General features: G+C 68.7%; 27 protein-coding genes. 8 read left to right on the top strand and 19 right to left on the bottom strand.

From position 1 onward, the window contains the following. Positions 1-102: 102 nt before the first annotated feature. Together IAG42_RS35360 and IAG42_RS35355 are read right to left on the bottom strand one after the other, a co-directional pair. Complete coding sequence (locus IAG42_RS35360) at positions 103-1,005, bottom strand: NADP-dependent oxidoreductase (protein WP_188341017.1); 903 nt, start codon at positions 1,003-1,005, stop codon at positions 103-105. Between the two features lie 995 nt (positions 1,006-2,000). Continuing rightward, positions 2,001-2,981 (bottom strand): ArsR/SmtB family transcription factor, encoded by a 981-nt coding sequence (locus IAG42_RS35355; RefSeq protein WP_188341016.1) that lies wholly within the window; start codon positions 2,979-2,981, stop codon positions 2,001-2,003. A 56-nt stretch (positions 2,982-3,037) separates the two neighbouring features. Here IAG42_RS35355 and IAG42_RS35350 point away from each other — a divergent pair, with 56 nt between their 5' ends. Next, positions 3,038-4,306 carry an MFS transporter gene (locus tag IAG42_RS35350; RefSeq protein WP_188341015.1) on the top strand — a complete coding sequence of 423 codons (1,269 nt, stop codon included), beginning with the start codon at positions 3,038-3,040 and terminating at the stop codon, positions 4,304-4,306. On the opposite strand, the gene IAG42_RS35345 is transcribed toward IAG42_RS35350, so the two are convergent. After that, a complete protein-coding gene (locus IAG42_RS35345) occupies positions 4,291-4,440 on the bottom strand; it encodes a hypothetical protein (RefSeq protein WP_188341014.1) in 150 nt (49 codons plus the stop codon). The two genes, IAG42_RS35350 and IAG42_RS35345, sit on opposite strands and share 16 nt — an antisense overlap. A gap of 101 nt (positions 4,441-4,541) precedes the next feature. Further along, entirely contained in the window at positions 4,542-5,042 is a 501-nt protein-coding gene (locus IAG42_RS35340; protein ID WP_188341013.1) for a cupin domain-containing protein, read from the bottom strand. Positions 5,043-5,118: 76 nt separating this feature from the next. Between IAG42_RS35340 and IAG42_RS35335 the strand changes: the two genes are divergently transcribed. Then, entirely contained in the window at positions 5,119-6,123 is a 1,005-nt protein-coding gene (locus tag IAG42_RS35335; protein ID WP_223206328.1) for a LysR family transcriptional regulator, read from the top strand. A gap of 50 nt (positions 6,124-6,173) precedes the next feature. On the opposite strand, the gene IAG42_RS35330 is transcribed toward IAG42_RS35335, so the two are convergent. Continuing rightward, complete coding sequence (locus IAG42_RS35330; RefSeq protein WP_317453354.1) at positions 6,174-6,968, bottom strand: DUF2625 domain-containing protein; 795 nt, start codon at positions 6,966-6,968, stop codon at positions 6,174-6,176. A 574-nt stretch (positions 6,969-7,542) separates the two neighbouring features. Here IAG42_RS35330 and IAG42_RS35325 point away from each other — a divergent pair. Beyond that, entirely contained in the window at positions 7,543-8,124 is a 582-nt protein-coding gene (locus IAG42_RS35325; RefSeq protein ID WP_188341012.1) for a suppressor of fused domain protein, read from the top strand. A gap of 177 nt (positions 8,125-8,301) precedes the next feature. On the opposite strand, the gene IAG42_RS35320 is transcribed toward IAG42_RS35325, so the two are convergent. Further along, positions 8,302-9,183, bottom strand: coding sequence for a trypsin-like serine protease (locus IAG42_RS35320; protein ID WP_223206327.1), 882 nt, complete (start codon positions 9,181-9,183; stop codon positions 8,302-8,304). A gap of 323 nt (positions 9,184-9,506) precedes the next feature. Between IAG42_RS35320 and IAG42_RS35315 the strand changes: the two genes are divergently transcribed. Continuing rightward, positions 9,507-10,298, top strand: coding sequence for a bestrophin-like domain (locus IAG42_RS35315; protein ID WP_188341011.1), 792 nt, complete (start codon positions 9,507-9,509; stop codon positions 10,296-10,298). Between the two features lie 66 nt (positions 10,299-10,364). Here IAG42_RS35315 and IAG42_RS35310 read toward each other — a convergent pair whose 3' ends face one another. The 3 genes from IAG42_RS35310 to IAG42_RS35300 all read right to left on the bottom strand — a co-directional run bounded on the left by IAG42_RS35310 (position 10,365) and on the right by IAG42_RS35300 (position 12,761). Next, positions 10,365-11,216 carry a dienelactone hydrolase family protein gene (locus IAG42_RS35310; RefSeq protein WP_188341010.1) on the bottom strand — a complete coding sequence of 284 codons (852 nt, stop codon included), beginning with the start codon at positions 11,214-11,216 and terminating at the stop codon, positions 10,365-10,367. 232 nt (positions 11,217-11,448) lie between these two features. Then, positions 11,449-12,177, bottom strand: a complete 729-nt coding sequence (locus tag IAG42_RS35305) for an isochorismatase family protein (protein WP_188341009.1) — start codon at positions 12,175-12,177, stop codon at positions 11,449-11,451. Then, the gene (locus tag IAG42_RS35300) at positions 12,177-12,761 is read right to left on the bottom strand and encodes an isochorismatase family protein (RefSeq protein ID WP_188341008.1); all 585 of its coding nucleotides are present in this window, start codon (positions 12,759-12,761) and stop codon (positions 12,177-12,179) included. Before IAG42_RS35300 ends, IAG42_RS35305 begins: the two co-directional genes overlap by 1 nt. A gap of 105 nt (positions 12,762-12,866) precedes the next feature. On the opposite strand from IAG42_RS35300, the gene IAG42_RS35295 reads away from it, so the two are divergent. Continuing rightward, positions 12,867-13,910: a GlxA family transcriptional regulator gene (locus IAG42_RS35295; protein ID WP_384621683.1), complete on the top strand. Its 1,044-nt coding sequence runs from the start codon at positions 12,867-12,869 to the stop codon at positions 13,908-13,910. A gap of 712 nt (positions 13,911-14,622) precedes the next feature. Then, positions 14,623-14,949: a MerR family transcriptional regulator gene (locus tag IAG42_RS35290; RefSeq protein ID WP_188341007.1), complete on the top strand. Its 327-nt coding sequence runs from the start codon at positions 14,623-14,625 to the stop codon at positions 14,947-14,949. 95 nt (positions 14,950-15,044) lie between these two features. On the opposite strand, the gene IAG42_RS35285 is transcribed toward IAG42_RS35290, so the two are convergent. From IAG42_RS35285 to IAG42_RS35255, 9 genes are all read right to left on the bottom strand, one after another. Next, entirely contained in the window at positions 15,045-15,377 is a 333-nt protein-coding gene (locus tag IAG42_RS35285; RefSeq protein ID WP_188341006.1) for an SCO5918 family protein, read from the bottom strand. 64 nt (positions 15,378-15,441) lie between these two features. Beyond that, positions 15,442-15,828 carry a CBS domain-containing protein gene (locus tag IAG42_RS35280; protein WP_394811268.1) on the bottom strand — a complete coding sequence of 129 codons (387 nt, stop codon included), beginning with the start codon at positions 15,826-15,828 and terminating at the stop codon, positions 15,442-15,444. A 46-nt stretch (positions 15,829-15,874) separates the two neighbouring features. Beyond that, entirely contained in the window at positions 15,875-17,335 is a 1,461-nt protein-coding gene (locus tag IAG42_RS35275) for a DEAD/DEAH box helicase (protein ID WP_188341005.1), read from the bottom strand. A 335-nt stretch (positions 17,336-17,670) separates the two neighbouring features. Continuing rightward, on the bottom strand, positions 17,671-17,874 hold the full coding sequence (locus IAG42_RS35270) for a cold-shock protein (protein WP_188341004.1): 204 nt from the start codon (positions 17,872-17,874) through the stop codon (positions 17,671-17,673). A gap of 385 nt (positions 17,875-18,259) precedes the next feature. Next, positions 18,260-18,814, bottom strand: a complete 555-nt coding sequence (locus tag IAG42_RS38220; RefSeq protein WP_223206325.1) for a M4 family metallopeptidase — start codon at positions 18,812-18,814, stop codon at positions 18,260-18,262. Next, positions 18,811-19,038, bottom strand: a complete 228-nt coding sequence (locus IAG42_RS38215) for a gluzincin family metallopeptidase (protein ID WP_223206324.1) — start codon at positions 19,036-19,038, stop codon at positions 18,811-18,813. The genes IAG42_RS38220 and IAG42_RS38215 overlap by 4 nt, the downstream gene beginning before the upstream one ends. A gap of 118 nt (positions 19,039-19,156) precedes the next feature. Continuing rightward, positions 19,157-19,645, bottom strand: a complete 489-nt coding sequence (locus IAG42_RS38210) for a hypothetical protein (protein WP_223206323.1) — start codon at positions 19,643-19,645, stop codon at positions 19,157-19,159. A gap of 990 nt (positions 19,646-20,635) precedes the next feature. Then, entirely contained in the window at positions 20,636-21,547 is a 912-nt protein-coding gene (locus IAG42_RS35260; RefSeq protein WP_188341003.1) for an NAD-dependent epimerase/dehydratase family protein, read from the bottom strand. Positions 21,548-21,568: 21 nt separating this feature from the next. Next, positions 21,569-22,381 carry an SDR family NAD(P)-dependent oxidoreductase gene (locus IAG42_RS35255; protein WP_188341002.1) on the bottom strand — a complete coding sequence of 271 codons (813 nt, stop codon included), beginning with the start codon at positions 22,379-22,381 and terminating at the stop codon, positions 21,569-21,571. Positions 22,382-22,564: 183 nt separating this feature from the next. Here IAG42_RS35255 and IAG42_RS35250 point away from each other — a divergent pair, with 183 nt between their 5' ends. Further along, a complete protein-coding gene (locus IAG42_RS35250) occupies positions 22,565-23,269 on the top strand; it encodes an IclR family transcriptional regulator (RefSeq protein ID WP_188341001.1) in 705 nt (234 codons plus the stop codon). 55 nt (positions 23,270-23,324) lie between these two features. Here the strand turns inward: IAG42_RS35250 and IAG42_RS35245 are convergent, their stop codons facing one another. After that, positions 23,325-24,497: an epoxide hydrolase family protein gene (locus IAG42_RS35245; RefSeq protein WP_188341000.1), complete on the bottom strand. Its 1,173-nt coding sequence runs from the start codon at positions 24,495-24,497 to the stop codon at positions 23,325-23,327. A gap of 102 nt (positions 24,498-24,599) precedes the next feature. On the opposite strand from IAG42_RS35245, the gene IAG42_RS35240 reads away from it, so the two are divergent. After that, positions 24,600-25,166, top strand: coding sequence for a CGNR zinc finger domain-containing protein (locus IAG42_RS35240; protein WP_188340999.1), 567 nt, complete (start codon positions 24,600-24,602; stop codon positions 25,164-25,166). Positions 25,167-25,383: the final 217 nt, after the last annotated feature.

Below are 25,383 nucleotides of genomic sequence, written 5' to 3'. Positions count from 1 at the left end.
CCCGCACACCGCGCAGCACCAGAGCGCACCGCCAGAGCACGGCACGGCACGGCACGGCACGGCAAGCGTGCTACCGGCCTCAATGGCCCCTACGCGGACGGGTCAGTCCACGACCAGTACGAGCTTGCCGCGCACCATCCCGGCCTCGCCGACTCGGTGCGCGTCGGCCACCTCGGTCAGCGGGAAGGTCCGGCCGACCTGGACGGAGAACCGTCCTGCCTCGGTCAACCGGGCCACCTGGTCCAACGCGTAGGCGGCACGGCCGGTGTCGCCGCGGCTGAAGCGGACGCCCGTCTGCTGCGCGCCCTGGAAGTCGGCGACCGTGATCACGCGCTCGGGCTCGCCCGCGAGCCCCGCGAGTTCGGGAAGGACTCCGCTGCCGGCGATGTCCAGTGCGAAGTCGACACCCGCCGGCATGATGGCCCGGACTCGTTCCGGCATCCCTTCGCCGTAGGCCACGGGCTCGGCTCCGAGTGAGCGAAGGGCTTCGTGCGTGGCTGGGCTACCCGTGCCGATGACGCGAGCGCCGCGCTCCACCGCGAGTTGGACGGCGGCACTTCCGACGCTGCCGGATGCACCGTTGACGAGTACGGTGCTGTCCGCCGTGACGCCCAGCTGGTCGAGTGCGCGGGCTGCGGTCTCGGCCGCCACAGGAAGCGCTGCGGCTCTCGTCCAGTCGAGCGTGCTCGCGATCGGGGCCCAATGGGACAGCACGGCCAACTCGGCTTGGGCGGCTCCGTAAGGTGAAACCCCGAAGACCCGGTCGCCGACCGTGACACCCGAGACGTCGGCGCCCATCTCGTCGACGATTCCCGCGGCCTCGTAGCCCAGGGTCTGCGGAAGGACCTGGTCCATCAGGCCCTGACGCTTCTTCCAGTCGCCGGCGTTGACCCCCGCGGCGCGGACCTTGATCCGTATCTCGCCGGCACCGGGACGGGGATCGGGGAGGCCGACGATCTCAAGTACTTCCGGACCACCGAACCGGCTGAACCGTGCTGCCCTCATGACGCACTCCTTCCGCGGAAGAAGTGGCGGATCGTCCGATACCGCGTGTGCGCGCACTCCCCTGACCGGCTGTCCGCTCGGTCCAGAGCACGTTTCCACTCCGATTCATCGACCATACGTCATGACCATCGCGGCCCGCGATCTGCCCGTGGAGCCACCTGACCGTGAGCGTGGTCGGTGAGCAGTGAGTGCCGTGTGCGAACCGGACGCCCGTCAAGCGTCCCCTGCGAGATCAGTACGCCGGCGAGGTCAGGGGTCCGGTCGGGACAGCGCCTCGGACAACGACAGTCCGTCCCTCGCGGCAACGGCCCGACGGATCCTCAACTCAGCGCGTGTCCGCGGACGGTACTTGGGCTCCTTGCAACACCCGCAGACCGACAGCCCCTCGTAGCGCAGCCCTTCACCCAGCACCGCAGCCACCACAGACCAACTGCGGACGTCGCGCCTGGGCGGCGGAGCGAAGTCGTGGCCGGCGCAAAGGAGAGGCTGAGAACAATTCGGGCACAGGTGCTCCCGCTGCGGGTCGGCATGCCGCTTGAAGCTGACACGGCACGTGACGCACGCGTAGTGCAGCTTGTAGTGGGTCATGGCGTAGAAGCACACCGGGTCACGGTACCGAGAGGCGCTTCGAGCCGACCACCCGTTTCGAGTGACCAGCAGGGCGATCGTGATCAGGCCCCAAAAGGTGACCGGGCCGGTGGCCGTCAGCGCGAGGGCCTGCCCGCCACTGAGCGGGATCGAGCTGAACAACGCCGTAAGGACCAGGCCACCGAGCAGCGCGGCAGCGAAGGCCGCACCGGCCCGCACCGGCCTTCCGCCGATGACGGGGTCGCCCGGAGTGATTCTCTGGCCGCGACCCGTCACTCTGCATCGATGAAGAGGGAGAGGAATGATGGCTGGCGCTCGCCTGCGAACTCCTTCACCAGGCCGGTGGCGGGTTCTTCGACCGACCGTCAGACACCCGTGTCCGTGCGCGCGGCGAAGCAACCCAACACCTACCTCCCCACCAGCCCGTCTCCCAGCCGGCTCCGCCGGTACAGCACCTGCCGGCCGTCCCGCGCCCGCGTGACCAGACCGGTCGCGTGCAGCACGCGCAGGTGCTGGGAGACCGCGCTCGGCGTGATGCGGAAGCGGCGCGCCAGCTCCACCGTGGCCAGCGGCTCCTCCAGCATCCGCAGCAGCTGCGCCCGCGTCGCGCCGAGGAGGTCGGTGAGGGCACCTGGAGATGCAGGCGGCGGCTCGGACCAGAGCGTCGCCACGCCCCGGCTGGGATACGCCAGCATCGGTGCGACCGCCGCCGTCACCGGCGGGGCCGGCTTGTGGGCGAACACGGACGGCACCAGCAGCAGGCCGCGTCCCGCAGCCTCCGTATGGAAACCCGGTCCGATCATCCGATGCATCTCCAGCACCCCCTCCCGCCAGACGAGATCGGGGTGCATGTCGGCGAACAGCAGTCGTAGGCCGCCCGTGGCGAGCTGCCGCGCCCGGTAGGTCATGTCGGCTTCCAGCACCAGGCGCATCTGCCGCCACCACGGCTCGATCGCGACTTCCCAATAGCCCTGCAGCAGTTCACAGATCGCGTCCCGGAGGGCCAGCACCGCTGTGTCGTCGCCCTCTGACGCCGCCCGCAACGGCTCGGGCAGCGGATCGGGAGCGTGCGTATCGCGCAGATCGCGGCGTACGAGGGCGGGCGTGGTCTCCCGTACGACCGCCATCTCCTCCGCGAAGGACGCCGAGAACGCGACCGGCCGCGGCGTGAGGAAGTCCGGCAGGGTGCGGCGCTGCGCGACCAGCGACAGCAGCAGACCGGTGTCCACGCCGGAGAGCCGGTCGAGGACCGCCCGGCGCCACGGCAGGTGCACCGCCGAAAGACCGGGCTCGCGCAGCACGCGCAGGCTGCACACCGCCTCGTGCAGGGGCGACAGTGCGAAGCGGGTGTCGGCGAGGTCCTCGCCCCCGAGAGCGAAGCTGATCATTAAGGCATACGCTACATCTGTTCCCGCCGGGTGCCCACGCACCGTGGGATACGGGCATGACAGCACCGCAGTCACTCCTGAGCCGCCGGCTCGTCCTCCTGCTCTCACTCACCTGCGCCGCAGCCGTGGGCAACTTGTACTTCGCGCAGGCCGTCACCCCACTCGCCGCCTCAGGCCTCGGCGTCTCCGCGGGCGCAGCGGCCCTCACCGTCACCGCCACCCAGGTCGGCTACGCGGCCGGCAACTTCCTCATCGCGCCGCTCGGAGACCGGTTCCCCCACCGGACCGTGCTCACCGTCCTGCTCTGCCTCACCGCGCTCGGCCTGCTCGCCGCCGGCTGCGCGCCCGCCCTGCCCGCGCTCGCCGCCGCCTCCGCCTTCGTCGGCCTGACCACCGTCGCCGCCTCCGTCGTCGGCCCGCTCGCCGCGGGGCTGACCGCCCCCGAGCGACGCGGCGAGGTGTCCGGGACCCTGCTCAGCGGCTCCATCGGCGGCATCCTGCTCTCGCGGACCTTCGGCGGTACGCTCGCCGAAACCCTGGGCTGGCGGGCCCCCTATCTGGCGGCCGCCGCAGTCATGCTGCTGCTGGCCGGCGTCCTGCGTGCGGCCCTCCCCTCGACCACGCCCGCGCGGGCGGAGACCCACACCCCCTACCTCGCCCTGATCACCGCCCCCTTGCGCTTCCTCCGGGAAGAGCCCGAACTGCGCCGCTCCTGCCTCTACCAGGCCTGCGTGTTCGCCGGTTTCTCAGCGGTGTGGACGTGCGTGGTGCTGTTGCTGACCGGTCCCGTATACGGAATGGGCGCGCCGGCCGCGGGTCTGCTCGCGCTGGTGGGGGCGGTGACCATGGTCGCCACCCCGTTGGCCGGGCGGGTCGTGGACCGGCGCGGGCCTGACGTGGTGAACCTGGTCTGCCTGCTGGGCACGATCGCCTCCGCCGGAGTGCTGACGGCCGGTGCGCTGGGCGGGGCCGTGGGGCTGTCTGCGCTGGTCGTAGGGACGCTGCTGCTGGACGTGGCGATGCAGTGCGGGATGGTCGCCAACGTCACCCGTGTCTACGCCCTGCGCGACGACGCCCGCAGCCGGCTCGGCACCGCCTACATGACCTGCGCCTATCTCGGCGGCAGCGCCGGCTCCTGGCTCGGCGCCCGGGCCTGGGACGCCGCCGGCTGGGCCGGCGTGTGCGGGCTGCCGGCGCTGCTCACCGCGGCTGCGCTCGTACGGCATCTGACCGCCTCCGGGCGGCACCGGTCCGGCAGCGTTCTTGGGGAACCGCCTGCCGCGGACGGTGCCCGGCGGGGCCGTTCCGGTCAGTACCACTTGTAGCCGGTGCAGTACCGGATCTGCCTGTTCTTCTCATAGACCGCGGCCTGGACGGCGAATCCGGCGGTGGTGGCTTGGGAGGTGGCCGAGGTCAGCCAGCCCATAGCGGCGCCGCTGCCGTTGTAGAAGGCGCTCATGTTCGTGCCGCCTGGTCCGGCGGCTGCTCCATCGCGCCTTCGCCATCTTTCACCGACACCATCAAGGTCGCCGTCACAGTCCTCACCATCGAAACGGCGAGTCAGACGAAGAAGCTGTCGTGGCGGATGAAGAACTCCGCGCGCTCCTTCTCGCTGAGCCCTGCCAGCTCGGTGACGCCCTCGAAGTAGTCCTCTCGGGGCGCGCCGGGTGCGAAGAGCATGAGCATGGACGCCGGTTCGCCGGACTCGTTGCGGAAGGCGTGCAGGCCGCCGACCGGCACGTACAGGTAGTCGCCGGAGGTCGCGTCGACCCAGCGGCGGCCGTCGTACAGCCGCATCGTGCCGGACAGGATGAAGAACGACTCCGACATCGCCTTGTGGAAGTGTGTGCTCGGCCCGCTCACCTCCGGCCCCATGTCCACCCGGTACAGGCCGTACTCACCGTTGGTCGAGAGCGTGGTCGACAGGTAGTGGAACGCGGTGCCCTGCGCGACGGTGGGGTCTGCGGGCTTCGCGACGAAATCAGGTGCGGTGTCCGCGGGACGGAATCCGGCACTGACCTCGCCGTGCTCACCGAAGTAGCGCGGGTCAGGGTAGGACATGGGTTTCCTTTCAGGTGCGTCGGCGCCGCCTGGCCGGCGGCCACCAGGGAGCACGTGTGCAGCGCACCTTGTTCGTGTGCGTACGGCTGAAGACCTGACCAGCTTCGCCACGGCCGTGACCTGGAACAACAGTGATCTGCTCAAGTACCGTTCAGTGCGGCTAAGTTATCGGGGAGCGGAGAGCATGGAGCGACAGGAGCTGGAGGCCTTCCTGGCACTGGCCGAGGAACTGCACTTCGGGCGCACGGCCCACCGCCTGGGTCTGTCCGCAGGACGGATCAGCCAGGTGATCAAGGCACTCGAGCGTCGGGTCGGAGTGCCCCTGTTCGAACGCAATAACCGTCGCGTCGCCCTCACCCCGGTCGGCGAACGGCTCCGCGACGACCTCCTGCCGGCACGCAGGATCATCGACGAGGCACTCGCCCGCGCGGTCGCCGCCGGGCGCGGCATCACCGGCTCCCTGCGTATCGGCTATTCCAGTTCGATGGCTGCCAATCTGCTGCTCAACACCATGGAGACGTTCCGCACGTCCCATCCCGACTGCGACGTGACGATCCAGGAGATCCAGCTCTCCGACCCCTATGGACCGCTGCGCAGTGAGCAGGTGCACCTCCAGATCACCGAACTGCCCGTGGACGAACCGGATCTGGACTCCGGGCCCGTGCTCTACACCTCGCCTCGGGCCCTCCTGGTCTCGAGCTCCCACCCCATGGCCCGACGCGAGACGGTCTCGCTCGAAGACCTCACCCACGAAACGCTGCTGACCATCGGCGGCACGGTCCCGCAGCATTGGCTCGACTACAACTTCCCGCGCCGGACGCCCTCCGGCCGCCCGATCCCCCAGGGCCACGCGGCGATCTCCTGGCAGGAGATCCCCTTCCTCGTGGCCGCGGGTCAGGGCGTCTCGCTCGCCTGCACCGAAGCCGAGCCCCACTACTCCACACCCGGCGTCACCTGGATCCCGGTCCAGGAATCACTCCCCTGCCACTTCGCCGCCATCTGGCCCAGACACGGCATGACCACCCGCGTACGAGCCTTCCTCGAGACACTCCACAAAACGACGCCGGCAGGACGCCGGTAGGAGGGCGGGCGGCACCGGGCACAGCTCGTCGAACGAGTCAGTCCTCCGAGCTATACCGCACCCAGGAATCCCGGATCGACCGAGCCCATCTGCAGGGCGAAGTCAGCGGCGAGGCCGAGGACTTCACGCATCGGCACGGCACGGCGACTGGTGGCCGCGAGATCCGCTTGAGCCTCCTGCGACCACACGAACGGAATCACCGAGATGCCCTGTGAGAAGGACAACGAGGCCACCTCCTCACGCCAGCCGGGCCAGCGCAGCCCTTCGTAGAACTTCTCCAGCCGCCCGGACAGCATCCAGGAGATCCATGCCGAGTGACCCATCTCCATCGCTTCCCACTCCAACGTGTCGGGAGCGAAGTAGGTCATCTGTCCTGGAACGCCGGGCCGACCCAACGCTTCCGGGTCGTGGCCGTTCAGCGCGAACACCCCGCCCAACACGTCGTGGCCGACCACCAAGCCATTCGCCGGCTGCCAAGCAGGATCGAAATGCGCGGGGAACGCATTGACCTGGGCAAGACTTGGCAGACTGCCGCCGTCTTCACCCGACCCCCCGGCGAAGACACGCACCCATCCGTCATCGAGGGCCAGGCCACCACAGTTCAACGCCATGGCGCCGAGTACTGATCGCGCCGTGACCTGCATCTGCAGCAGACACCGGCGGCTCTCGCTCCGGTCAGCGGTCAGTACTTCTATCGGGACAGCACTGGCCGCGAACAGGTCCTCCAGCTCGGGCCAGGCCGGATCGTCCACGCTGATCAACTCATCAATTCCACGCACCCGACGATCATCCCAGCGCTGCACGACACCTTCGAAGCCAGGCCCGAGAGACAGGGTTCCGGCCATCGCCGATGAGGCGGCGGGTGAAATTCGGCTCCGTTGCGGACGACGACTCGGGGACGGATCCGCAGTATCGTCGCTGACGCTGCGCTGGCCGACGGGTGCGTGACGTCCCACTCGACCTTGCCAGGGCCCGGCGTCTGCGGATGCCGAGCCATACCAGGACGTGACCGGGACGGTCACACGACGGCTTGCGGGGGGGGCTGAGTGAGACAGGGCATCAGCAGAACATGGTGGGGTGAACTTGCCGCCTATCTGACTCTCGGGGTCCTGGTTGCGGCAGCCCTGTGTCTGGCGGCCTCAGCCCTCCTGATGGGTCTGCCTCACGGGTGGCATGCGGCGACGACATGGGTGTACGTCGAGCACCGCTTCCTGTGGCTGGCCGAGCGAACTGTTCCGGCAGCGACCGTCGCCTACGTCGTCGTGCGTCTGCGTCGTGCCCACATCGCCCATCCTCACCGTCACGCCGAGAAGCAGGAGAGGCGGAAAACGCCGCGCGGGCGGCAGCATCAACGCGGGCAACACCGCTGACCTTCGTCACCGACAGAAGACCCAGGGACAGCGTGAGATCCTCTCCATCATGTTCGAGAGCGAGCGAAACCAGCGGGCGGCAGCAGGCGTCGAGGCCCACGTTCGCGACTTCTTCACCGGTCACATGATCACGGTCAGCGACTACGACCTGGGACCCGAGCGAAGGGAACTGGTTCCCGACCTGCGGATCCTCACCGTCAGCCCGGGACCGCGCGCCGACAGCTGGGCCTACATCACCGCCGGCTGCTGGTCCACGGTCGAGACGGACGGTCACGGCCTCGAATTCGTCCTCACCGCTCCCGTCCGCGACGGACGCTTCGCCGAGCTCCTGGCCATGACCGCCTACTACCACGCCGATCACCACCTCGACGTCGAGCACAGCCTGCCCATCGGGGAGCCGTGGCTGCCCGGGTCCCACTGCGACCACCTGCTGATCAGCCTGCCCTACCTCCATGGACCTGACCTGGAGCACTGCGCACTGCCGGACGGCCATGCCCGCATCCTCTGGGCCCTGCCGGTCACCGCGGCCGAGATGGCATACCGCCGCGAGCACGGTCACGAGGCCCTCGAGCAGCTCTTCGACGAGCGGGGGATCGTCCCGACCGATCCCCGGCGTCCGTCCGTCGCCTGAACTTCGCGGGGGTATTTTCACTGCTCGTGGCTCGGGAGTATCCACGCTTGTACGGACGCCCGGTCCCGGTGGTTGGCCACGCGGGGCCTGACCCCGCACCCCGGCCCCGGGGCATCGAGTCCGGGACGGCGGCGACCGCATCCTCCCAGGCTCGCCCGCTCCGGGGCCGGGGGTCCATCACGGCAGCTGCACGAAGGGCTTCAGGAAGGCGCGGGCTCCTGGAGTGTCCAGCCGGTAAGTGACGTTGGTGGCGTAGCACGGGCCGTCGCCGGTGATGGTCGTCGCCGCGAGGATGCGCTTGCCGCCGATGGTGGCGAAGTTGGGGCCGCCCGAATCTCCGTAGCACGCACCGCCGTTGCCCTGGGGTGCGGTCATGGCGAGGCGGACCCACGCGTCGTTGAGGGCGTCGAAGCTCACCGGCGCCTTCAGGCGGACGCCGCCGCCCGGGTGGGTCTGGCCTCCGGGCCCGTTCACCGCTTCCTGGGTGCCGTAGCCGGCGACGGTCCAGTCGGTGGAGTCGAGTTTCCGGGGTCCCATCGCGTCGAGTTGACCGGCGGTCGGCAGTGTGGCCGGGGTGAACGACCAGCGCGCGGACATCTTGGCGGCGGGTACTTCGACGACCGCGATGTCGTGCGGGTCGGAGGCGGGGCCCGGATAGTCGGGGTGGCTGTGGGCCGTGCCCGGGACGGCGACGGCAGCGGCCTGAGCGGCGGGATCACCGGGGTACTTCTTCGCGGCGGCATCCAGTCCTGCCTGGACGTCCTGGTCCAGGGAGACGTAGAACCGCACGTTGTCCGGCCAGTCCGTGGTGCAGTGGGATGCGGTCAGGAAGGTGCCGGCGTCGATCATGGTGCCGGAGCACACCCAGTCCACGCGGTCGGGCGTGGCCGGATCGTCGTCGTTGTCCCAGGTCGCCACGAGAGCACCGACCTCGGTGCGTTCGGGAGCAGGGGTCGCGTTGTAGGAGTTGATGGCGGGCGAGGGCATCGCGGCGGCCAGCACGGTGGCGCAGGCGGCCGCGGTGACGGCGACGGCGTGGATGGCGCGGTGGGTGGTCAAGAGGAACCCTTCGTCTGGTAGTCGGGCGTTCCACCTGTGGGGGTGGGGGCATTGAAGCGCCTGTGATCGTTTGTGACAAGACCAGAGGGCTGCGACTTGTGTTGTGACTGGTTCGAGGCGCCGTGGCTCCCACCGTTGAGGTTGAGCGGTGCGTGGTGATCGAGGAGTGCGCGTGGATCTTCACCCTCGATTCCGCGTGTTCCGGGCCCTCGACGACCGTTAGACGGTCGGGGCCGAACCCGCGGCGTGCGGTGCTCGGATCACCCGCGTTCTCACCCGCGCACTCCCCCGCCCTCAACCCCGACCCCTTGGACTCTCCACCCATGTCGCTCTGGCTGCTCAATCACTTCTCCACCCTCACCATCGCCGTCCTCGCCGTCGGCGGCACCGTCCTCCTCGCCGTCACCGGGAGCGTGCTGATGCGCCGCAGATACCCCTCCCTCGCACGGGGCGAGCACAACGACATGGTTGAAGCGACCTTGGGGATGTTCGGCGCGATCTACGGAATCATCCTGGCCTTCGTCATCGTCACTCTGTGGACGCAGCTGGACAGCGCGCAGACCATCGTCTCCGCCGAGGCCACCGACGCAGCCCTCATCGCCCGTGATGCCCGCGCCTTCCCCACGCCGGTCCGCGCCGACCTCGACCACGCGATGAGCGGCTACGTCCACGCCGTCGTGGAGGACCAGTGGCCGCGCATGCGGTCCGGACAGCCGTCGTACGGGGCGACCGAGACACACCTTCGGTCGGCGTTCGCTGTGCTGCAGGCCTACGACCCGAAGAACTCACGCGAAGAGGTCTTCTACGAACAGGCCGTCGGCAACCTCAACGACATCGCCGCCCAGCGCCGCGCCCGCATCACCATGGCCGAGCAGGAACTCCCGCCGCTGCTCCAGGTGTTGGCGTTCGGCGGCGCGGCCGTCCTCATCCCGCTGACCTTCCTCTACGGCATGCGCAGACTGCGCGTCCAGATCCTCTTCGTCGCCTCCGTCGCAGGTCTGGTCGGCTTCAGCCTGCTCCTCGTGCTCGTCCTCGACCGCCCCTTCGCCGGAGATCTCAGCATCAGCCCCGCCCCCTACCGGGAAGGTGCACTCGCCCAGTACTGGACGCCGTGACCACCTCGGCCGAACCCGTCGCGTCCACGTCTCAAGTCCTCACGACAGCGTCCGAGCGGCACGCACTCATTCGGTCCCGCCAGTCCCGGCGGTCGTGCTGTCGGGGTCGAGGAGGCGTTGGCGGAAGTGGTCGAGGACCTGGTCGAGTGCGCGACGGGTGGGTTGACCCGGTTCGTCGATGAGGTGCTCGGTCAGGACGGAGTGCGGGCGGATGAGGCCGTCCGGGTTTGCCGCGCTGTCGTCGAGTTCGACCGCGATGAACGAATCGCCGAGCTTTTCGCGCAGGAAGGCGAACCGGGCGCCGGGGACGAGCCGGTCGCCGCGGAAGCGCGTGCCGAGGACGGTCAGGCCGGACGCGCAGCGCTTCTGGACGGTGCGCAGGTCGTCCGGGGAAATGTCGATAGAGTGGCGGTTGCGGTCGTTGACTGCCAGTGGGAGGGACGGCTGACACAGCACGGGGGCGAGGAGGCGGTCGTCCGTGGCCATGGCCAGGGCGAAGCCACCGGTCAGGCACATGCCCACGGCTCCCACGCCCGGTCCCCCGCACCGCTCGTGCTCGCGCGCGGCGAGGGCACGCAGCCAGGTGACGACAGGGGAGGTTCGGCCGGCGGCCAGGGTGGTGAACTCGCGGCTGACACAGATCTGGACGGCGGCGCGCAGGCCGGTCCAGGCGGCGCCGGTCCAACCGTGCGCCTGCGGGTGCGGGTCGCGTCCGGCGACGCCGAACAGGTGGGGCATCACGACCGTGCAGCCGATGTCCCGGACCCGTCGGGCGAACTCGGCGACCTTCGGGGTGATTCCCGGGATCTCCGCCATGACGATCACGGCTGGTCCCGTCCCCGCGCGCAGCACGGTGTGGGTGCGATCCCCATGCGTGAACGGTTCGCGTCGGAAATCTGTCAGAGCGTCATCGGCCATGTGTCCTCCTGGCATGGGGAAGGGTTCCGTAGCTCTGACATGCGAGCGCAGTGGGGCGTGATCACATCAAGCAGTGATGTTACCCAGAAGTAGGCCGCATGGACGGCCACCTCGGTGGATGTCTACGACATCCCGAGATCGCCACCCGGCGGCTGGCACGGCACGGGGAACAGGCGCCCGGGCCCTGGGCGCCTCACTCGGTGATGCTCGTGGTTCCTCTGATGCTGCCTCGCTACTTGATGTCGCGCTGCTTGGGCACTACGACGCCGAAGCGGTCCTGGATGGTGGCGAGTGCGGACTCGTGCACCTGCTTCGCCGGAATGCCGCGGGGGTTGCCGTTCACGGGCAGCGGGCGGGTGGCGGAGGCGTCGCCGACGACCGTCGGGTTGTAGCCGGCGTACACGGCGCCCTCGGTGGTGAAGAGGGTGCACATGTGCGTCATGAAGCCGGAGATGATGACGTTCTTGCGGCCGGTCTTCCTGAGCTCCTCGTCGAGGTTCGTGTCGTGGAAGCCGTTGGGGACGGCCTTCTCGACGACGGCCTCACCCTTGACGGGCTCGAGGTCGGGGATGATCTGCCCGGCCTTCGACTTGAGGTCGTAGCCCTTCTCCACGATGTGGATGACCGGCGTGTGGGCCTTGCGAGCGCGCTCCAGGAGGGCCCTGGTGCTCTTGACGGCCTCACGCCATCCGGTGAGCTCCATCGCGCCGTCGGTATAGACGTTCTGGTAGTCCACGAGGACCAGCGTGGCGTTCGACAGCTTCGCCGGCGTCTCGTCCAGTTTCATCAGCTGACGCAGCGTCGTCGTGTCCTTGGCGTAGTTCTTCTCATGGCTCTTCTCGCTGCGCTGCTCACCGCTGTCGGTGCGGGTGGCGGCCGCGGAGCTGCCGCCACAGGCGGAGACGGTGGCCGCGAGGACGACTGCGGCACCGAGCACGGCGGCGGAACGGAGCAGCTTCATCAGACGATCTCCTTCTGGGACACGACGACGACCCCGTACAGGTCGGCGATGGTGGCGAGAGCTCCCTGGTGCACCTGCTCGGCGGGCACGTCGGTGCCCGCGACCGGAAGCGAACGGGTGGCGGTGGCCTCGGCCACGACGGTGGGGCGGTGGCCGCCCAGGAACGCGCCCTGCGCCGTGAACGCGACGCACATGTGTGTCATCCAGCCCGCGATGACGACGTCCTGGCCCTCGGTGAGGTGCGTGGCGAGGTCCGTGCCGACGAACGCGTTCGGGACCTGCTTGACCACGACGGGCTCGCCGTCGACCGGCGCGACCTTCGGGTGGATCTGGCCGATCTCGGCCCTGATGTCGTACGGGGTGCCCTCGCCGCCGTCGTTGATGACGTGGACGACCTTGGTGCCCGCCGCACGGGCCCGCGCGAGGAGCTGCGCGGCGGCGTCGAGGGACGCCTCCCAACCGTCGAGCTCCATCACGCCCTGGGTGTAGGTGTTCTGGAAGTCGATGAGGATCAGCGTCGAGCCGTCCAGCTTCGCGGGCGTCTCGTCGAAGCCGTTGAGCTCGCGCAGCGTGGTTCGGGACATGGGTGTACCGCCTTCGGATCTTAGATGGGAGACGCGCCCGGAGCGTTCGCCGGGCCACGTCTGCAACGCTATGACCCAGCCCCGACGTCGGCAATGACGTCTAACATGCAGATACCGACATGCCGTGACGTGCAGAGAGTGGGAGGGTCCGTGCCGGACACCGCCAGACGACTCATCGTGATCGTGCTCTTCGAGGGCGTCGACCTGCTCGACGTGACCGGACCACCCGAGGTGTTCTCACTGGCACTGCGCGAGACCGAGGAAGCGGCGGGCTACCGGGTACTGCTGGCCGCCGAGACCCTGGACCCGGTCACCACCGGCGCGGGGGTGCGCATCCTTCCGGACATCACCTTCGCGCAGGCCGCCGCGGGCACCATCGACACGCTCCTGGTTCCCGGGGCGGTGGAGCTCGACGAGGAACGCCGCGCCCACCCGCTCGTCGACCCGGATCTCGTCGAGTGGGTGAGGGTGCTGGCCGAGCGTACGCACCGGATCACCTCGGTGTGCGTGGGCGCGCACCTGCTCGCGGCCGCCGGACTGCTCGACGGCAAGCGGGCCACCACGCACTGGTCCACCGCACAGCAACTGGCCGCCGACCACCCGGCCGTACAGGTCGACGCCGACCCCATCTTCATCCGCGAGGGCAACGTGTGGACGGGCGCCGGGATCAGCGCCTGCCTCGACCTGTCGCTCGCGCTGATCGCCGACGACCTCGGCGAGGCGGTGGCCCTGCGCGTGGCGCGCCAGCTGGTGATGTACCTGAAGCGACCCAGCGGCCAGAGCCAGTTCAGCGTGCCGCTCGAGCAGGTGTCGACGACGCGGCGCATCGAGGATCTGCGCCATCACATCCTCCGGCACATCGACGAGCCGCTCACGGTGGTCGATCTGGCCGCGTACGCGCACGTCAGCGACCGGCATCTGACACGCCTGTTCAAGACCGAGCTCGGGACGACCCCGCACGCGTACATCGAGTCGGTCCGGGTGGAGAAGGCCCGCCACGAGCTGGAGTCATCCGACGCCACCCTGGAGCGTGTCGCGACGCTGTGCGGGTTCGGCACGACGGACACGCTCGTGCGGGCCTTCCGCCGACGCCTGAACACGACACCGACGGAGTACCGACGCCGGTTCCGGGTGCCGCAAGTTCCGTGACGGACAAGAACGTTCGGACCGCGGCGAACTCCCTGCTCATGTCGGCAAGTGCGCGCGAAAGCCCCGACGGGAGAGCAGAGCCCGCACGGTCGCACACGATGAAGGCGGACAACACCGAGGACTGCCGCCCTGAACGGTTCGCAAGTCACGATCGCCCGCTTCTGCGACCATGCGGCGCTCCATGCCGAGCGGAGGCAGACTCCAGCCATCACAGAATGCAGAAAATCTGTAGCGAGCAAGGTAGACATTGCTATGTGAGGGCGTTAACGTTTTGTGCGTAGCCAAGAAGTCGAAGGGCACGGCAGGAACGAACGGCCGCGCAGACAGGTTGACGCAGGAACGGCCTGGCAGTGGAGCGGCGGAGCCGAAAGAGGTGGGTTCTTCCGCTGACTGCCGGGCCGGGTGACCTCAGGGGTCGCACGGCGATGCCGTTACACCTGCGCCGTAGAGATGCAATGATCACGAAGAGGTAAGGAGCGAAAACGCCATCAGGATCGCCCGGGTAGCGACGCAGTCCACCCGGGTACCGCAGGCCCCGGATTGGAAGGTGGTCCCCGGTCAGGCAAACGCGATCCCCGCAGTTCCGCCCACTGAGGCGGGCCCGTGGAACAAATGAGCCGGAGCAGTCAGCCGGTAGATGGTGTTGAAAGCTCGGGGCCCGGGCGCCAGTAGGCGCTCGGGCCCCCCGACGCGTCCCCGGAAGAAGAGGTCTATGCCCCCTCGCAGTACCCGCCCCGTCGACAAGTTCGACGATGACGACTATCCCGCCTACACCATGGGCCGAGCCGCGGAAATGCTCGGAGCCACCCCCGCATTCCTGCGCGCCCTGGGTGAACATCGCCTCATCACCCCGCTGCGCTCGGAAGGCGGCCACCGGCGCTACTCCCGTTACCAGCTGCGCATTGCCGGGCGCGCCCGCGAACTCGTCGACGGCGGCACGCCCATAGAGGCGGCCTGCCGCATCATCATCCTCGAGGACCAGCTCGAGGAAGCGAAGCGCATCAACGAAGAACTCCGTGCTCAGGGACCTCAGAAGTAGCACCCGAAGCCTGAACCGTCCGGGCGCCGGCCGAGAAGGCGGCTCGGGGAGGCCCGTCCGGTGCGCACCGGACGGAGCTCACCGTTCCGTTCGTGTCACACCTGGCCGTACCTGAGACGGGTGGGTGGAGTGCCGAGCAGGGCGGAAGCCCGCTGGTACGAGTCATCCAGAGGCGCAGGGGCGGGCAGGGCTGTGGGGGCGGTGCGACAGGTGAAGCCGAGTTGGACCATCGCCCTCACCACCTCCGCGCAGCTGAAGTCGCGCCGATCCTGACGGGTGATGATCTGGCCGACCTGCTTGGCGGGGTAATGGCGGCGCCCGATGACGACGAGGTCACCGAGGGCCGCTTCGGGCTTGATGCCTTTCATCGACTCGAGCACACCGTTCTTCGTCAGGTCGAACGGGAAACGGGCGATGACACAGCGCATGATGCCTCACAGAGTGCGGGAGGGCGGGGAGAGGGAGCCTTGGTGCGGTGTGGTCCTCGATCGCTCAGCCGGTGCCGGCCAGCAGGCCCGCGGTCCGTCCTTGCGTCGCGGGCTCTGGAGGGGCGGTGCGGTTCCGGTCTCCGAGGCCCGACCCCGTGTGCAACGCCGGCGGGAAGGATGCTGAGCCTGCGACGATGTCGCGCAGGCGGGTCCGGTCGCTGTATCGGGGGCTCTCCCGGACGGCGGTGAGTCCGGCGAGGGTGACGCGGCCGGTGCGCAGGCCGTCCTCGTCGCAGATGACCAAGTGCCGGGTACGGGCGGCGGCCATGAGGGAGAGCGCGACCTCGACGGTCATGGCGTCCCAGACCTGCGGACCTGCGTGGTCGAGGGGGTCAACGGCCGCGGGCGCCGTGTTCCGGGCCGGGCGGGGGTACATCTGGACGACGGTCAATAGGTGCCTCCTGCAGTGATGTGCCAGTTTCCTGATCATGAATGGGCTACGCGGCCGCGATCGGAGTGACCGCGGCGGCGGGGCGGCGCCCGCCGGCTGCGGCACCGCGGCGCCTCCTGCCGTCCTCACTCACCGGCGCGGTGATGGCAACCGGGATCCCGGAGGGAGCCTGTGCGCCCGTGATGCGGTGCAGGTCGGGCGCTCCGGCACAGACCTGCGTGATCTGCGGGACGATGCCCGCGGTCGCCATGAGGCGCGCCATGCTCCGGCGCTGGTTCGGCGTCACCAGCGTGACGACACTGCCGGACGCGCCGGCGCGGGCCGTGCGTCCGCCGCGGTGCAGGTAGTCCTTGTGGTCGCTCGGCGGATCCACGTTGACCACGAGATCGAGGTTGTCGACGTGGATGCCACGGGCGGCGACATTGGTCGCCACCAGAACACTGACGCGCCCGGTCCTGAACTGCTTCAACGTGCGGGTGCGCTGCGGCTGCGTCTTGCCGCCGTGAAGGGCCGCCGCCCTTACTCCGCTGCCCAGAAGGTGCTCGGTGAGGCGGTCGACGGCGTGCTTGGTGTCGAGGAAGAGGATCACGCTCCCCTCGCGTGCGGCGATCTCGGTGGTGGTCGCGTGCTTGTCGGTGCTTTTGACGTGGAGCACGTGATGTTCCATGGTGCTGACCGCTCCGGCTGAGGGATCGACGGAGTGCACCACGGCGTCGTCGAGGTAGCGGCGCACGAGCAGGTCGACGTTACGGTCCAGCGTGGCCGAGAACAGCATGCGCTGCCCGTGGGGGCGCACCCGATCGAGCAGTGCTGTGACCTGGGGCATGAAGCCCATGTCGGTCATCTGGTCTGCCTCGTCGAGGACCGTGACGGCGACCTGGTCCAGGCGGCAGTGTCCGCGGTCGACGAGGTCCTTCAGCCGACCGGGCGTGGCGACGAGGATCTCGGCCCCGCCGTTCAGCGCGGTCGCCTGTCGGCGCACCGGCATGCCGCCCACGACCGTGGCCAGACGGAGCCGCACGGCGCGTGCGTACGGAGTCAGCGCTTCGGTGACCTGCTGCGCCAGCTCACGGGTCGGTACGAGGACGAGCCCCAGCGGGTGCCGCGGCTCGGCACGACGCCCGGCGGTGCGGGCCAACAAGGCCAGACCGAAGGCGAGTGTCTTGCCCGAGCCGGTGCGGCCCCGGCCCAGTACGTCCCGGCCCGCGAGTGAGTTCGGAAGCGTCGCGGCCTGGATCGCGAACGGCGCGGTGAGGCCCTGCGCCCCGAGCGCGGCCAAGAGCTCCCTGGGCAGGTCGAGATCCGCGAAGCGCTCCACGGCGGGCAGGGCGGGGGTGATCGTCACCGGGAGGGCGAACTCCCCCAGCGCCCGGGCGGGGCGAGTGACCGGCTGACCGGTGCGGGGCATACCGGAGCCCTTCGGGCCGGTTCGGCCGTCGGTTCCTCTCCGATGGGGGCCGCCGTCACGGGTTCGGGAGACTCGGGCGGTCGTGCGTGTGCGGTTCATACGGAACCTTCCTTGATACGGCACTCATCAAGGAATCCCCGCAGCGTCGAGCCGTGCGGAAGGTCACAAGAATGGGCCGAATGAGACGCGACGAAAAAGGTGATCGCGTGCCGCCTGCGCGGAACTCCGAAATCATGGGGCGAGCCGCGCCGACTGGATTCCCGCCACAAATTGATTCACGGCAAGACGCCGGGGAAACGCCGGGCGAGAGAGACTCGAAAATGGAACGTCCCGTACGGGGCTCCTCCTTCGGCGCCCGGCCACAGAGCGCCAGCAGCTGGGGCCCGCACCCCGAAGGATGCGGGCCCCAGCTGCAAGTGAGTGCGTCAGTCGCCTCAGGCCGGAACGATGTTCTCAGCCGTCGGACCCTTCTGGCCCTGGGCGATGTCGAAGCTGACCTTCTGGCCCTCGCTCAGCTCACGGAAGCCCTGGGCTGCGATGTTCGAGTAGTGGGCGAACACGTCGGGGCCGCCACCGTCCTGCTCGATGAAGCCAAAGCCCTTTTCGGCGTTGAACCACTTCACGGTACCTGTAGCCATGTCATTCTCCTTCGGGGCAGTGCACCGGCATCCGCACCGTGCGGAGCCGTGTCGCCGCGATGATTGCCCCGACCGACAATGAGCCGGAATTTTCAGATTCATCCCGGTGGAACGAAATTCCGTCGGGATGCCGTAAATTTGGGAACCACAACTGCAACTGACACCGACAGTAGCACGCAGACACCGCGTCAAGCGCATCGATATTTTCGACTCCACCTGAGGTGGGAATAATTCTGCATGCAGGTCGCGCTGAATCCTTGATTCGCGAGTACAGATATTGCACCCCTCAGGGGCGACACTTCCAGGACATCACACTCCGGCCGTGAGCCACGCGCGCCAACTGCTCGATCCGATCTGCGATCGCGGTTCGGCGAGGTGGTGCCGCTCAGTTCTCGGACGGGATGCGCTCAGCGATCTCCCTGGCGAACCACGACTCCCATGCAGGGGTGATGCCGTGCCGGGCGAAGGCGTCCTCGACGGTCTTGATCTGCGCCTTGGTCGCGCCCAGCTCCTGCGCGGCGGCGATGATCGCGGCGCGGCCCTCGGTGAACCCGTCGAGCGGCGTCATGTACGCGGTCAGAGCGCGGTAGACGATCCGGTCGGCGAGGCCGCCGCCGAGGCTCTTCCGGATGTCCCACAGCGCGCCGGAGACGATCGGCCAGTTGAGGTGCACGCCGCTGTTGTCGCCGCGGAACGAGGCGCCGACGAGGTCCTTCGAGGTCGTCATGTCGTTGTTCAGGTCGCGCAGCGCACACTCGCGCGGCGAGAGGGTCGTGCACAGGTCCTCGCCGAGCAGGCCGGAGTCCGGGTCGTCCATCGACTGGCCATTGGCCTCCAGGTCGATGGCGTTGCCGAAGTAGTCGGAGATCGCCTCGTTGATCGCGCCGGACTGCCCCGCGTAGACAAGTCCCGCCGTGTGTTCGGTGACGCCGTGGGTCATCTCGTGGCCGACGACGTCGTGTCGGCGGACAAGGTGCGGTAGTCGTCGCCGCCCTGGCCGTACACCATCCTGGCGCCGTCCCAGAAGGCGTTGTTGTACGCCCGGCCGTTGGCGGTGACACCGACGAGGGAGTACATGTACCCGTCCTTGCCGTCGAGTACCTTACGGCCGAAGTGGTCCTTGTAGTAGCCGTACACCTTGTTGGCGGCCCAGTGGGCCTCCACGGCACCGGAGTTGGTGAAGTCCTCGCCGAGTTCGGGGGTGCCGGACCTGAAGATCTTGACGCCGGTGGGCCAGACACCGGATGCCCCGGAGACCTACGACGCCCCGGGCGTCGTAGGTCTACAGCATCGGGCCGCTGTACGGGCTCTCCGGGGTCCGGAAGCCGTAGTCGACCATCCGGTAGGCGCCGTCGGCGCCCTGGTACAGGTTCAGTTCGCCCTTCTCGCCGTTGTAGCGAGTGCCGGTGCCCTTGACCACGAGCTGGGACTCCGTGGTGGCCTCATTGGTGATGGGGACGGTGCCGGTGTCGCCCGTGGCTCCCGCCGCCGCGCCCGCCACGCCGAACGTCTGAATGGCGCTGTACTGGAGCAGCGGGAAGCCGGAGCGTGCGTCGACGTACACCTCTTGCTTGACGGGGGTGCCGTCGGCCGGGTTCACGCCGGTGACCGTCATGTACCGGGTGAGCACGCCGGCACCCTGGGGCAGGATCGTCAGGCCGGTGGCCTTGCCGTCGAGCGGGACGGTGGGCCTGGCCTTCTTGCCGTGCGCCGGGGCGTGCAGCGGGGCACCGGCAAGCTGCGCGACGACGGCACCGACGGCGCGCTGCACGCGACATCCTTGGAGACCTTCGGGGTGACCGAGTCGAGCTTCAGCTCGGTGAAGTATTTGCCGGAGGCCCGGTGACGGTGCGCTTGCCGGACTTCTTCTCCATCCGGACCACGTACTGGCCGCGGTACCTCCACGTCCTTGTACTTCTGCTGGAGCCGGACCGTTTCCCTGCCTTCCTTGTCGGTCGTGGTGCCGACGGACCGGAGACCTTGCGCTGAGGTGTCAGCGATGTGGTGGCGCCCTTGTTCGCTCTGAGGTGGTCGCGCGCCGCGTCGGTGGGGCTGCCCGCTGCGGAGGCCTGCTCGTGGAGCCCGGTGATCAGCGACGGCGTGTCCGTGTCACCGCTGGAGGCCACGGTGCCTGCCCCGCTGTGGTGGCGTGGGCAGCGGGCATGGTCGGCCATCAACAGGCCCGCGGCAGCCAGCAGCGCCGCGACCCCCTGGCCATCGGCCATCCCTCGTTCTCTGTCGGTACGTGCGTGAGCGGTACGTATGTGAGCGGTACGTCTGCGTCCTGAGGTCCGCACGGTTCCCCTCCGATGTGGGTGCTGCATGAATGAATGTCGGATGCAGCCATGCAAAGGGCGCGGCACCGCCTGAACAATGCGTCGCGAGTGCTCACTTGTGGACGTGTGCACATGTATGGCATGCGGCTACGACTGCAGAACTCCCAGCCTTCGTGTCCGGTGGCTGGGCATCGGCTCACCCTCTGACGGACGTGGGGAAACCTGGCGGAAGGCCCCCTGGGCGGTACGCAGAGGGCCCTACGCCGTCATCGACCGAGTCAGGAGAGATCGTACCAATTGATCTGGTGGAGGCCGCAGTTGGTGATGCAGTAGCCACCGCCGCGCTTCTGCGGGCCGAGACCGTCGCATCCGTCGGTCTTCAGCGGTGCGCGACGCCTACAGACAGATCACCGCGTGCCCGTGGGACCTGGTCCAGCCCCAGGGGCCGCAAAGGTCTTCCGTGTCCGCAGCTCACTCCGGCCGTGTCACTGCGAGGCCGTGACGACTTCGATGAGTGCATTCACCGCCCGAGCGCAGTCGTTCCGGGTGAACCCCAGGCGGCGCACGTCCTCGGGGTCGGGTTCGTAGGCCAGGGTGTTGCCCCGTCCCTGGACGATGGCAGGGTCCGGTTGCAACGGATGCTGCTCGTCGCGCTCGCCTATGACTCTCTTGCCGCCTGCTGCGTCGACCAGCAGCTGGAAGAACTGCTGGTAGGACATGTTCTGATCGCCGATCAGATAGGCCGCGCCGGACTCTCCGTGGAGCAGGGCTCCCAAAATGGCCTGGGCCAGGGACTCGGCGGACATGTAGTTGGTGCCGCCGGGCGGTGCGAAGTCGGGGATCCCCGGCTCGTTGCCGGCGGCCCACGACACCATCCGACGGTAGCGCCGGGCAGAGGCGCCGGGAACGGCCCCGATGATGGAGGGCGGGTTGAGGGTGCAGACGGTGAACGACGCGTCGGCGAGGGCTCGCGCCCCGTCGTCGGCCGCCTTGCGTGCCGCGATGTAGGGGTTGCTCTCGGCCAGGTCCGGGCGCAACTGGTGGTAGTAGCTGCCCACTTGGACGAAGCGGCTCACGCCGGCCCGCTTGGCCAGTGCTGCCATGCGGGGGACCCCGGCACGCTGAGTGTTCTCCCAGAACGTCGTGGTGTCGTCCTCGGGGTTCTTGTGCCGCACGTCCTGGCCTGCGGCGAACACGATGCCGTCGAAGGGAGCGAGCTGCTCGGGAGTGAAGGTGGGCACGGTGTAGTCGCCGGCCAGGTGCGGGAAGTCGGCGACCGGGGAGTCGTCGGGAGCCGGTCGGCGGCCGGCGACCGTGACGGAGTGGCCGTGGTCGCGCAGATGGAGTGCGGCGTGGGCGCCGATCATGCCGGTTCCACCGATGATCAGAATCTTCATGGACAGCTCCGTTCGATGGGGTCAGGGGTTGCGCGGGCGGTTGGTCCAGCCGCCGGAGCGGCGCGGGAACCAGCCGCCTGTGGCGTGGGTTCCGCCGTCGACGTGGATGGTGCCTCCGGTGACGAAGCGCGACAGGTCGGAGGCGAGGAAGAGCGCGACCCCGGCGACGTCGTCGGGTTGTCCGGGCCCGCAGAGCGGGGACCACGTCGGCCACAGGTGCCGGTCCTCGTGCGGAACGATGTCCTCGTACGGCACTTGGGGCGTTTCGACGAGGTCGGGGGCTATCGCGTTCACCCGGACACCTGAGGGGCCGATCTCGGCGGACAGCGACCGGGTGAACCCGGTGAGTGCGGCCTTGTAGCCCGAGTAGACGGCGTGGCCCGGGATGGCGCGGTGAGCCTCGACCGTGGTCAGGTTGATGATGGAGCCGCGACGCCGCTCGGTCATGCCGGGCAGCAGGGCGTGGGTGAGGCGCAGTACGTGCGCGAAGTTGATCTCGTGCAGCTCGTCCCACAAGGCGGGCGAGTTGGCGGCGAAGGTGTGCGGCGGCTGCACGAAGTGCCCGACGTTGTTGACCAGCACATCGGGCCGGTGCTCGACCAGCCCGTCCGGACACGCGGTCCGCACGTCCCATTCGAGGCGGGTGATCGAGCCCCCTGCGGAGGAGTCGAACGTGCACTGCGTCATCGGTTCGATGTCGGCGACCAGGACGTGCGCACCGTGTGCCGCGAAAGCCCGCGCGACGGCGGCGCCGATACCGGCGGCCCCGCCGGTCACCACGGCGCGCCGGCCGGCCAGCAATGGCCCGGGCGTGAAGCAGTTGGGTTCGGTCATGTACGGAGTACAGGCCATGGGTGCCGGACAGGGACACCACTCTTCCCGATAGGTGGAAACAATCGGTCGCCGAAGGCCAGGACCCGTCCTACGGTTCAAGCCGACGACGCGTGCGGTGCCACCGGTCCGGAGCACCCCACTCGCGCCGGTGACGATGCGGAACTGTGGCGGGGAGGCAAGAAGATGACCACGCGTGCGCAGGGCACTGACGGCACCCCGACCGGCGTGATGCAGCGTGCTGCGCTGATCCTCGACGCCCTCGACGGCGCGGAACCCCTGAACCTGTCGCAGATCTCCGCGGCCACCCGACTGCCGCTGTCCTCGACCCATCGTGCGCTGGAGCAGTTGATGGCGTTGCGCTGGGTGCACCGGGTCGGCAAGGACTACCAACTGGGCATGCGCCTACTCGAATTGGGGTCGGCGGCCCACCACCAGAACGTACTGCGCAGTGCCGCCCTGCCGAGCCTGCACCGGCTTCACCGGACCACCGGCTGCATCGTGCACCTGGGCGTCCTCGACGGCGACGAGGCCGTCTATCTCGAGAAGGTCGGCGGCGAACTCGCCGTCGGCGTACGCTCTGGGGTCGGCCTGCGCATACCCGCCCGCTCCTCGGCCATCGGCAAGGCGTTGCTGGCAGGCTCGTCGAACACCACCGCACCTGACGGATCCGGTGCGCGTGAAGCACAGGTCGTGTGCGAGCACGAGAGGTGCATGAAGGGCTTCAGCTGCCTGGCCATCCCGATCGGCCCCGTCGGAGACGGCGAGACCGCCGCGATCTCGGTCTTCGGCTCGGCCGCCAAGCTCCGTACGGACCACCGCATTCGCCTGTCGGTACGGACCGCGGCAGCCGACATCGCACGCCGCATGGCACTGGCGCAACGACCCTGAGGCCAGGGGCTGATGCGGCGGCGGCGGTGGTGGAGTGATGAGTCACTGAGCCGGTTCAACGGCTGGTGCCGAGTACTGCCGTGAGGCCTTCTCGCAGGTCCTTCACGAAGTAGTCAGGGACTTCCAGCGACGGAAAGTGTCCCCCGTTGTCGGGCAGGTTCCACCTGACGATCTGTCGGTAGCGTTGTTGGGCCCAGGGGCGCGGGCACTTCTCGACGTCGCGGGGGTACGCGGTGATGGCTGACGGCACGTCGACCCTCAGTTCAGGGTCCAGCGAGTTGTGGCTCTCGTAGTAGATGCGGGCGGCGGACGCGCCGGTCCTCGTCAGCCAGTACAGGGTGACGTTGTCGAGGATGCGGTCTCGGGAAATGGTCTCGAACGGGCTGTCTTCGGTGTCCGACCACTCGGCGAACTTGTCGAGGATCCAGGCGAGCAGTCCGACGGGTGAGTCGACCAGCGAGTAGCCGATGGTCTGCGGTCGGGTCGCCTGCTGCTTCGCGTACCCCGCGCGGTGACGCCAGAAGTCGCGGGTCTCCTCGGCCCATTGCCGCTCGGTCTCCGTCAGCCCGTCCGTCGTCAGTCCGGGCGGGCCCTCCGCGAAGGTGGTGTGGATACCGAGGACGTGCTCCGGGAACCTGCCGGCGAGGACCGTGGTGATGTTGCCTCCCCAGTCGCCGCCGTGTGCCGCAAACCTGCGGTACCCGAGCCTGCCCATCAGTTCCACCCAGGCGGCCGCGATCTTCTCGGTTCCCCAGCCGACGGTGGCCGGTTTGTCGCTGTAGCCGAAGCCCGGCAGCGAGGGGACCACGACGTGGAACGCCGGCGCATCCTCGTTCTCCGGGTCCGCCAGCTCGTCCACGAGGTGGCTGAACCGGGCAATGCTGTCCGGCCAGCCATGCGTGAGGAGCAGAGGAGTGGCGTCCGCCCGCGCTGATCGGCGATGCAGAAAGTGAATTCCCAGGCCGTCGATGGTCGTGCGGAACTGGCCGATCTGGTTGAGGCGCTCCTCGAACGCCCGCCAGTTGTACCCGGTGCGCCAGTAGTCCACGACGTCGACGAGGTCGGCGAGCGGAACGCCCTGGTCCCACCTCCCGGGTCCGGGTGGGGCGCGACGAACGGTCTCGGGCTCCGGCAGCCGTGCCGTGGCCAGTCTCGCGCACAGATCGTCAAGGTCGGCGTCACTCGCGTGAGCTTCAAATGCCTGCACGTTGCTGGTGGAACGGGGCATGGCGCCTCCTGGCCGTCGTGAGCCGACTGCAACCGATCGTGAACCGTCTATGCCGGTTCTACTACCCCTTCACGACGCCCCGCAACCAGCTATGGTGGTTCCATGCGTTCGGGATTGCCTGACTTCCGCCTCGGCGCCGTACTGGCGACCAGCTTCACCGGGACCCTGTCCGAGCGTCACGGCGATGCCGTGGAGCGCATCCCCACACCGCAGCGACTCGTCGACTGGCTGTCGGTGTACGACCTGACCGTGGACTCCTGCACCACAACCCAGCTCGAACTGGCCCGGGAACTACGGGAGTCGATCCACGCCGCCGCGACAGCAGCCGCGACCCGGGAACCGCTCCCTGCGGGCGCCGTCCAGGTCATCAATGACTGCAGCACCCGAGGGCGGGCAGCGGCCACCCTGACGCCCGAGGGCAAGCGGCAATGGCAGCTCGGCCCGGCTTCCCCCCTGGACGACGCCCTGAGCGTGATCGCCGCCGACGCGATCAGCATCATCGCCGGCGAACGAGACGGAAGACTCGCCTTGTGCGCCTCCCCGACATGCCAGGCCGCCTTCTTCGACACCAGCCGAAGCCGCACCCGTAGATGGTGCGACATGAACACATGCGGAAACCGCCAGAAGAAGGCGCGCTTCAACGCCAATCGAAGCAAGGATCCGTCGTAGGGCAGATGCTGACGGGAAGGTGGACAGCTGCTTATCAGGACGACGACCAGCTCCCGTAACAAGGACCGCAGGGCCAGAAGGCCATGTCCAGGTCACTGTTTCTCGATCTACGCCGACCATGTATCGGAGATACAGCCAGAAGTACGCAAAACGCATGGCATCGCCGCGAGCGCCCTTCCGTGTGCAGCCTCGACGACGTCCAGAGTGCCGAGCATCA

The sequence above is a fragment of the Streptomyces xanthii genome (genome assembly GCF_014621695.1).
GTDB lineage: Bacteria > Actinomycetota > Actinomycetes > Streptomycetales > Streptomycetaceae > Streptomyces > Streptomyces xanthii.
Note: the sequence above shows the minus strand (reverse complement) of the source record. Positions and strands in the feature narration are given on the sequence as shown.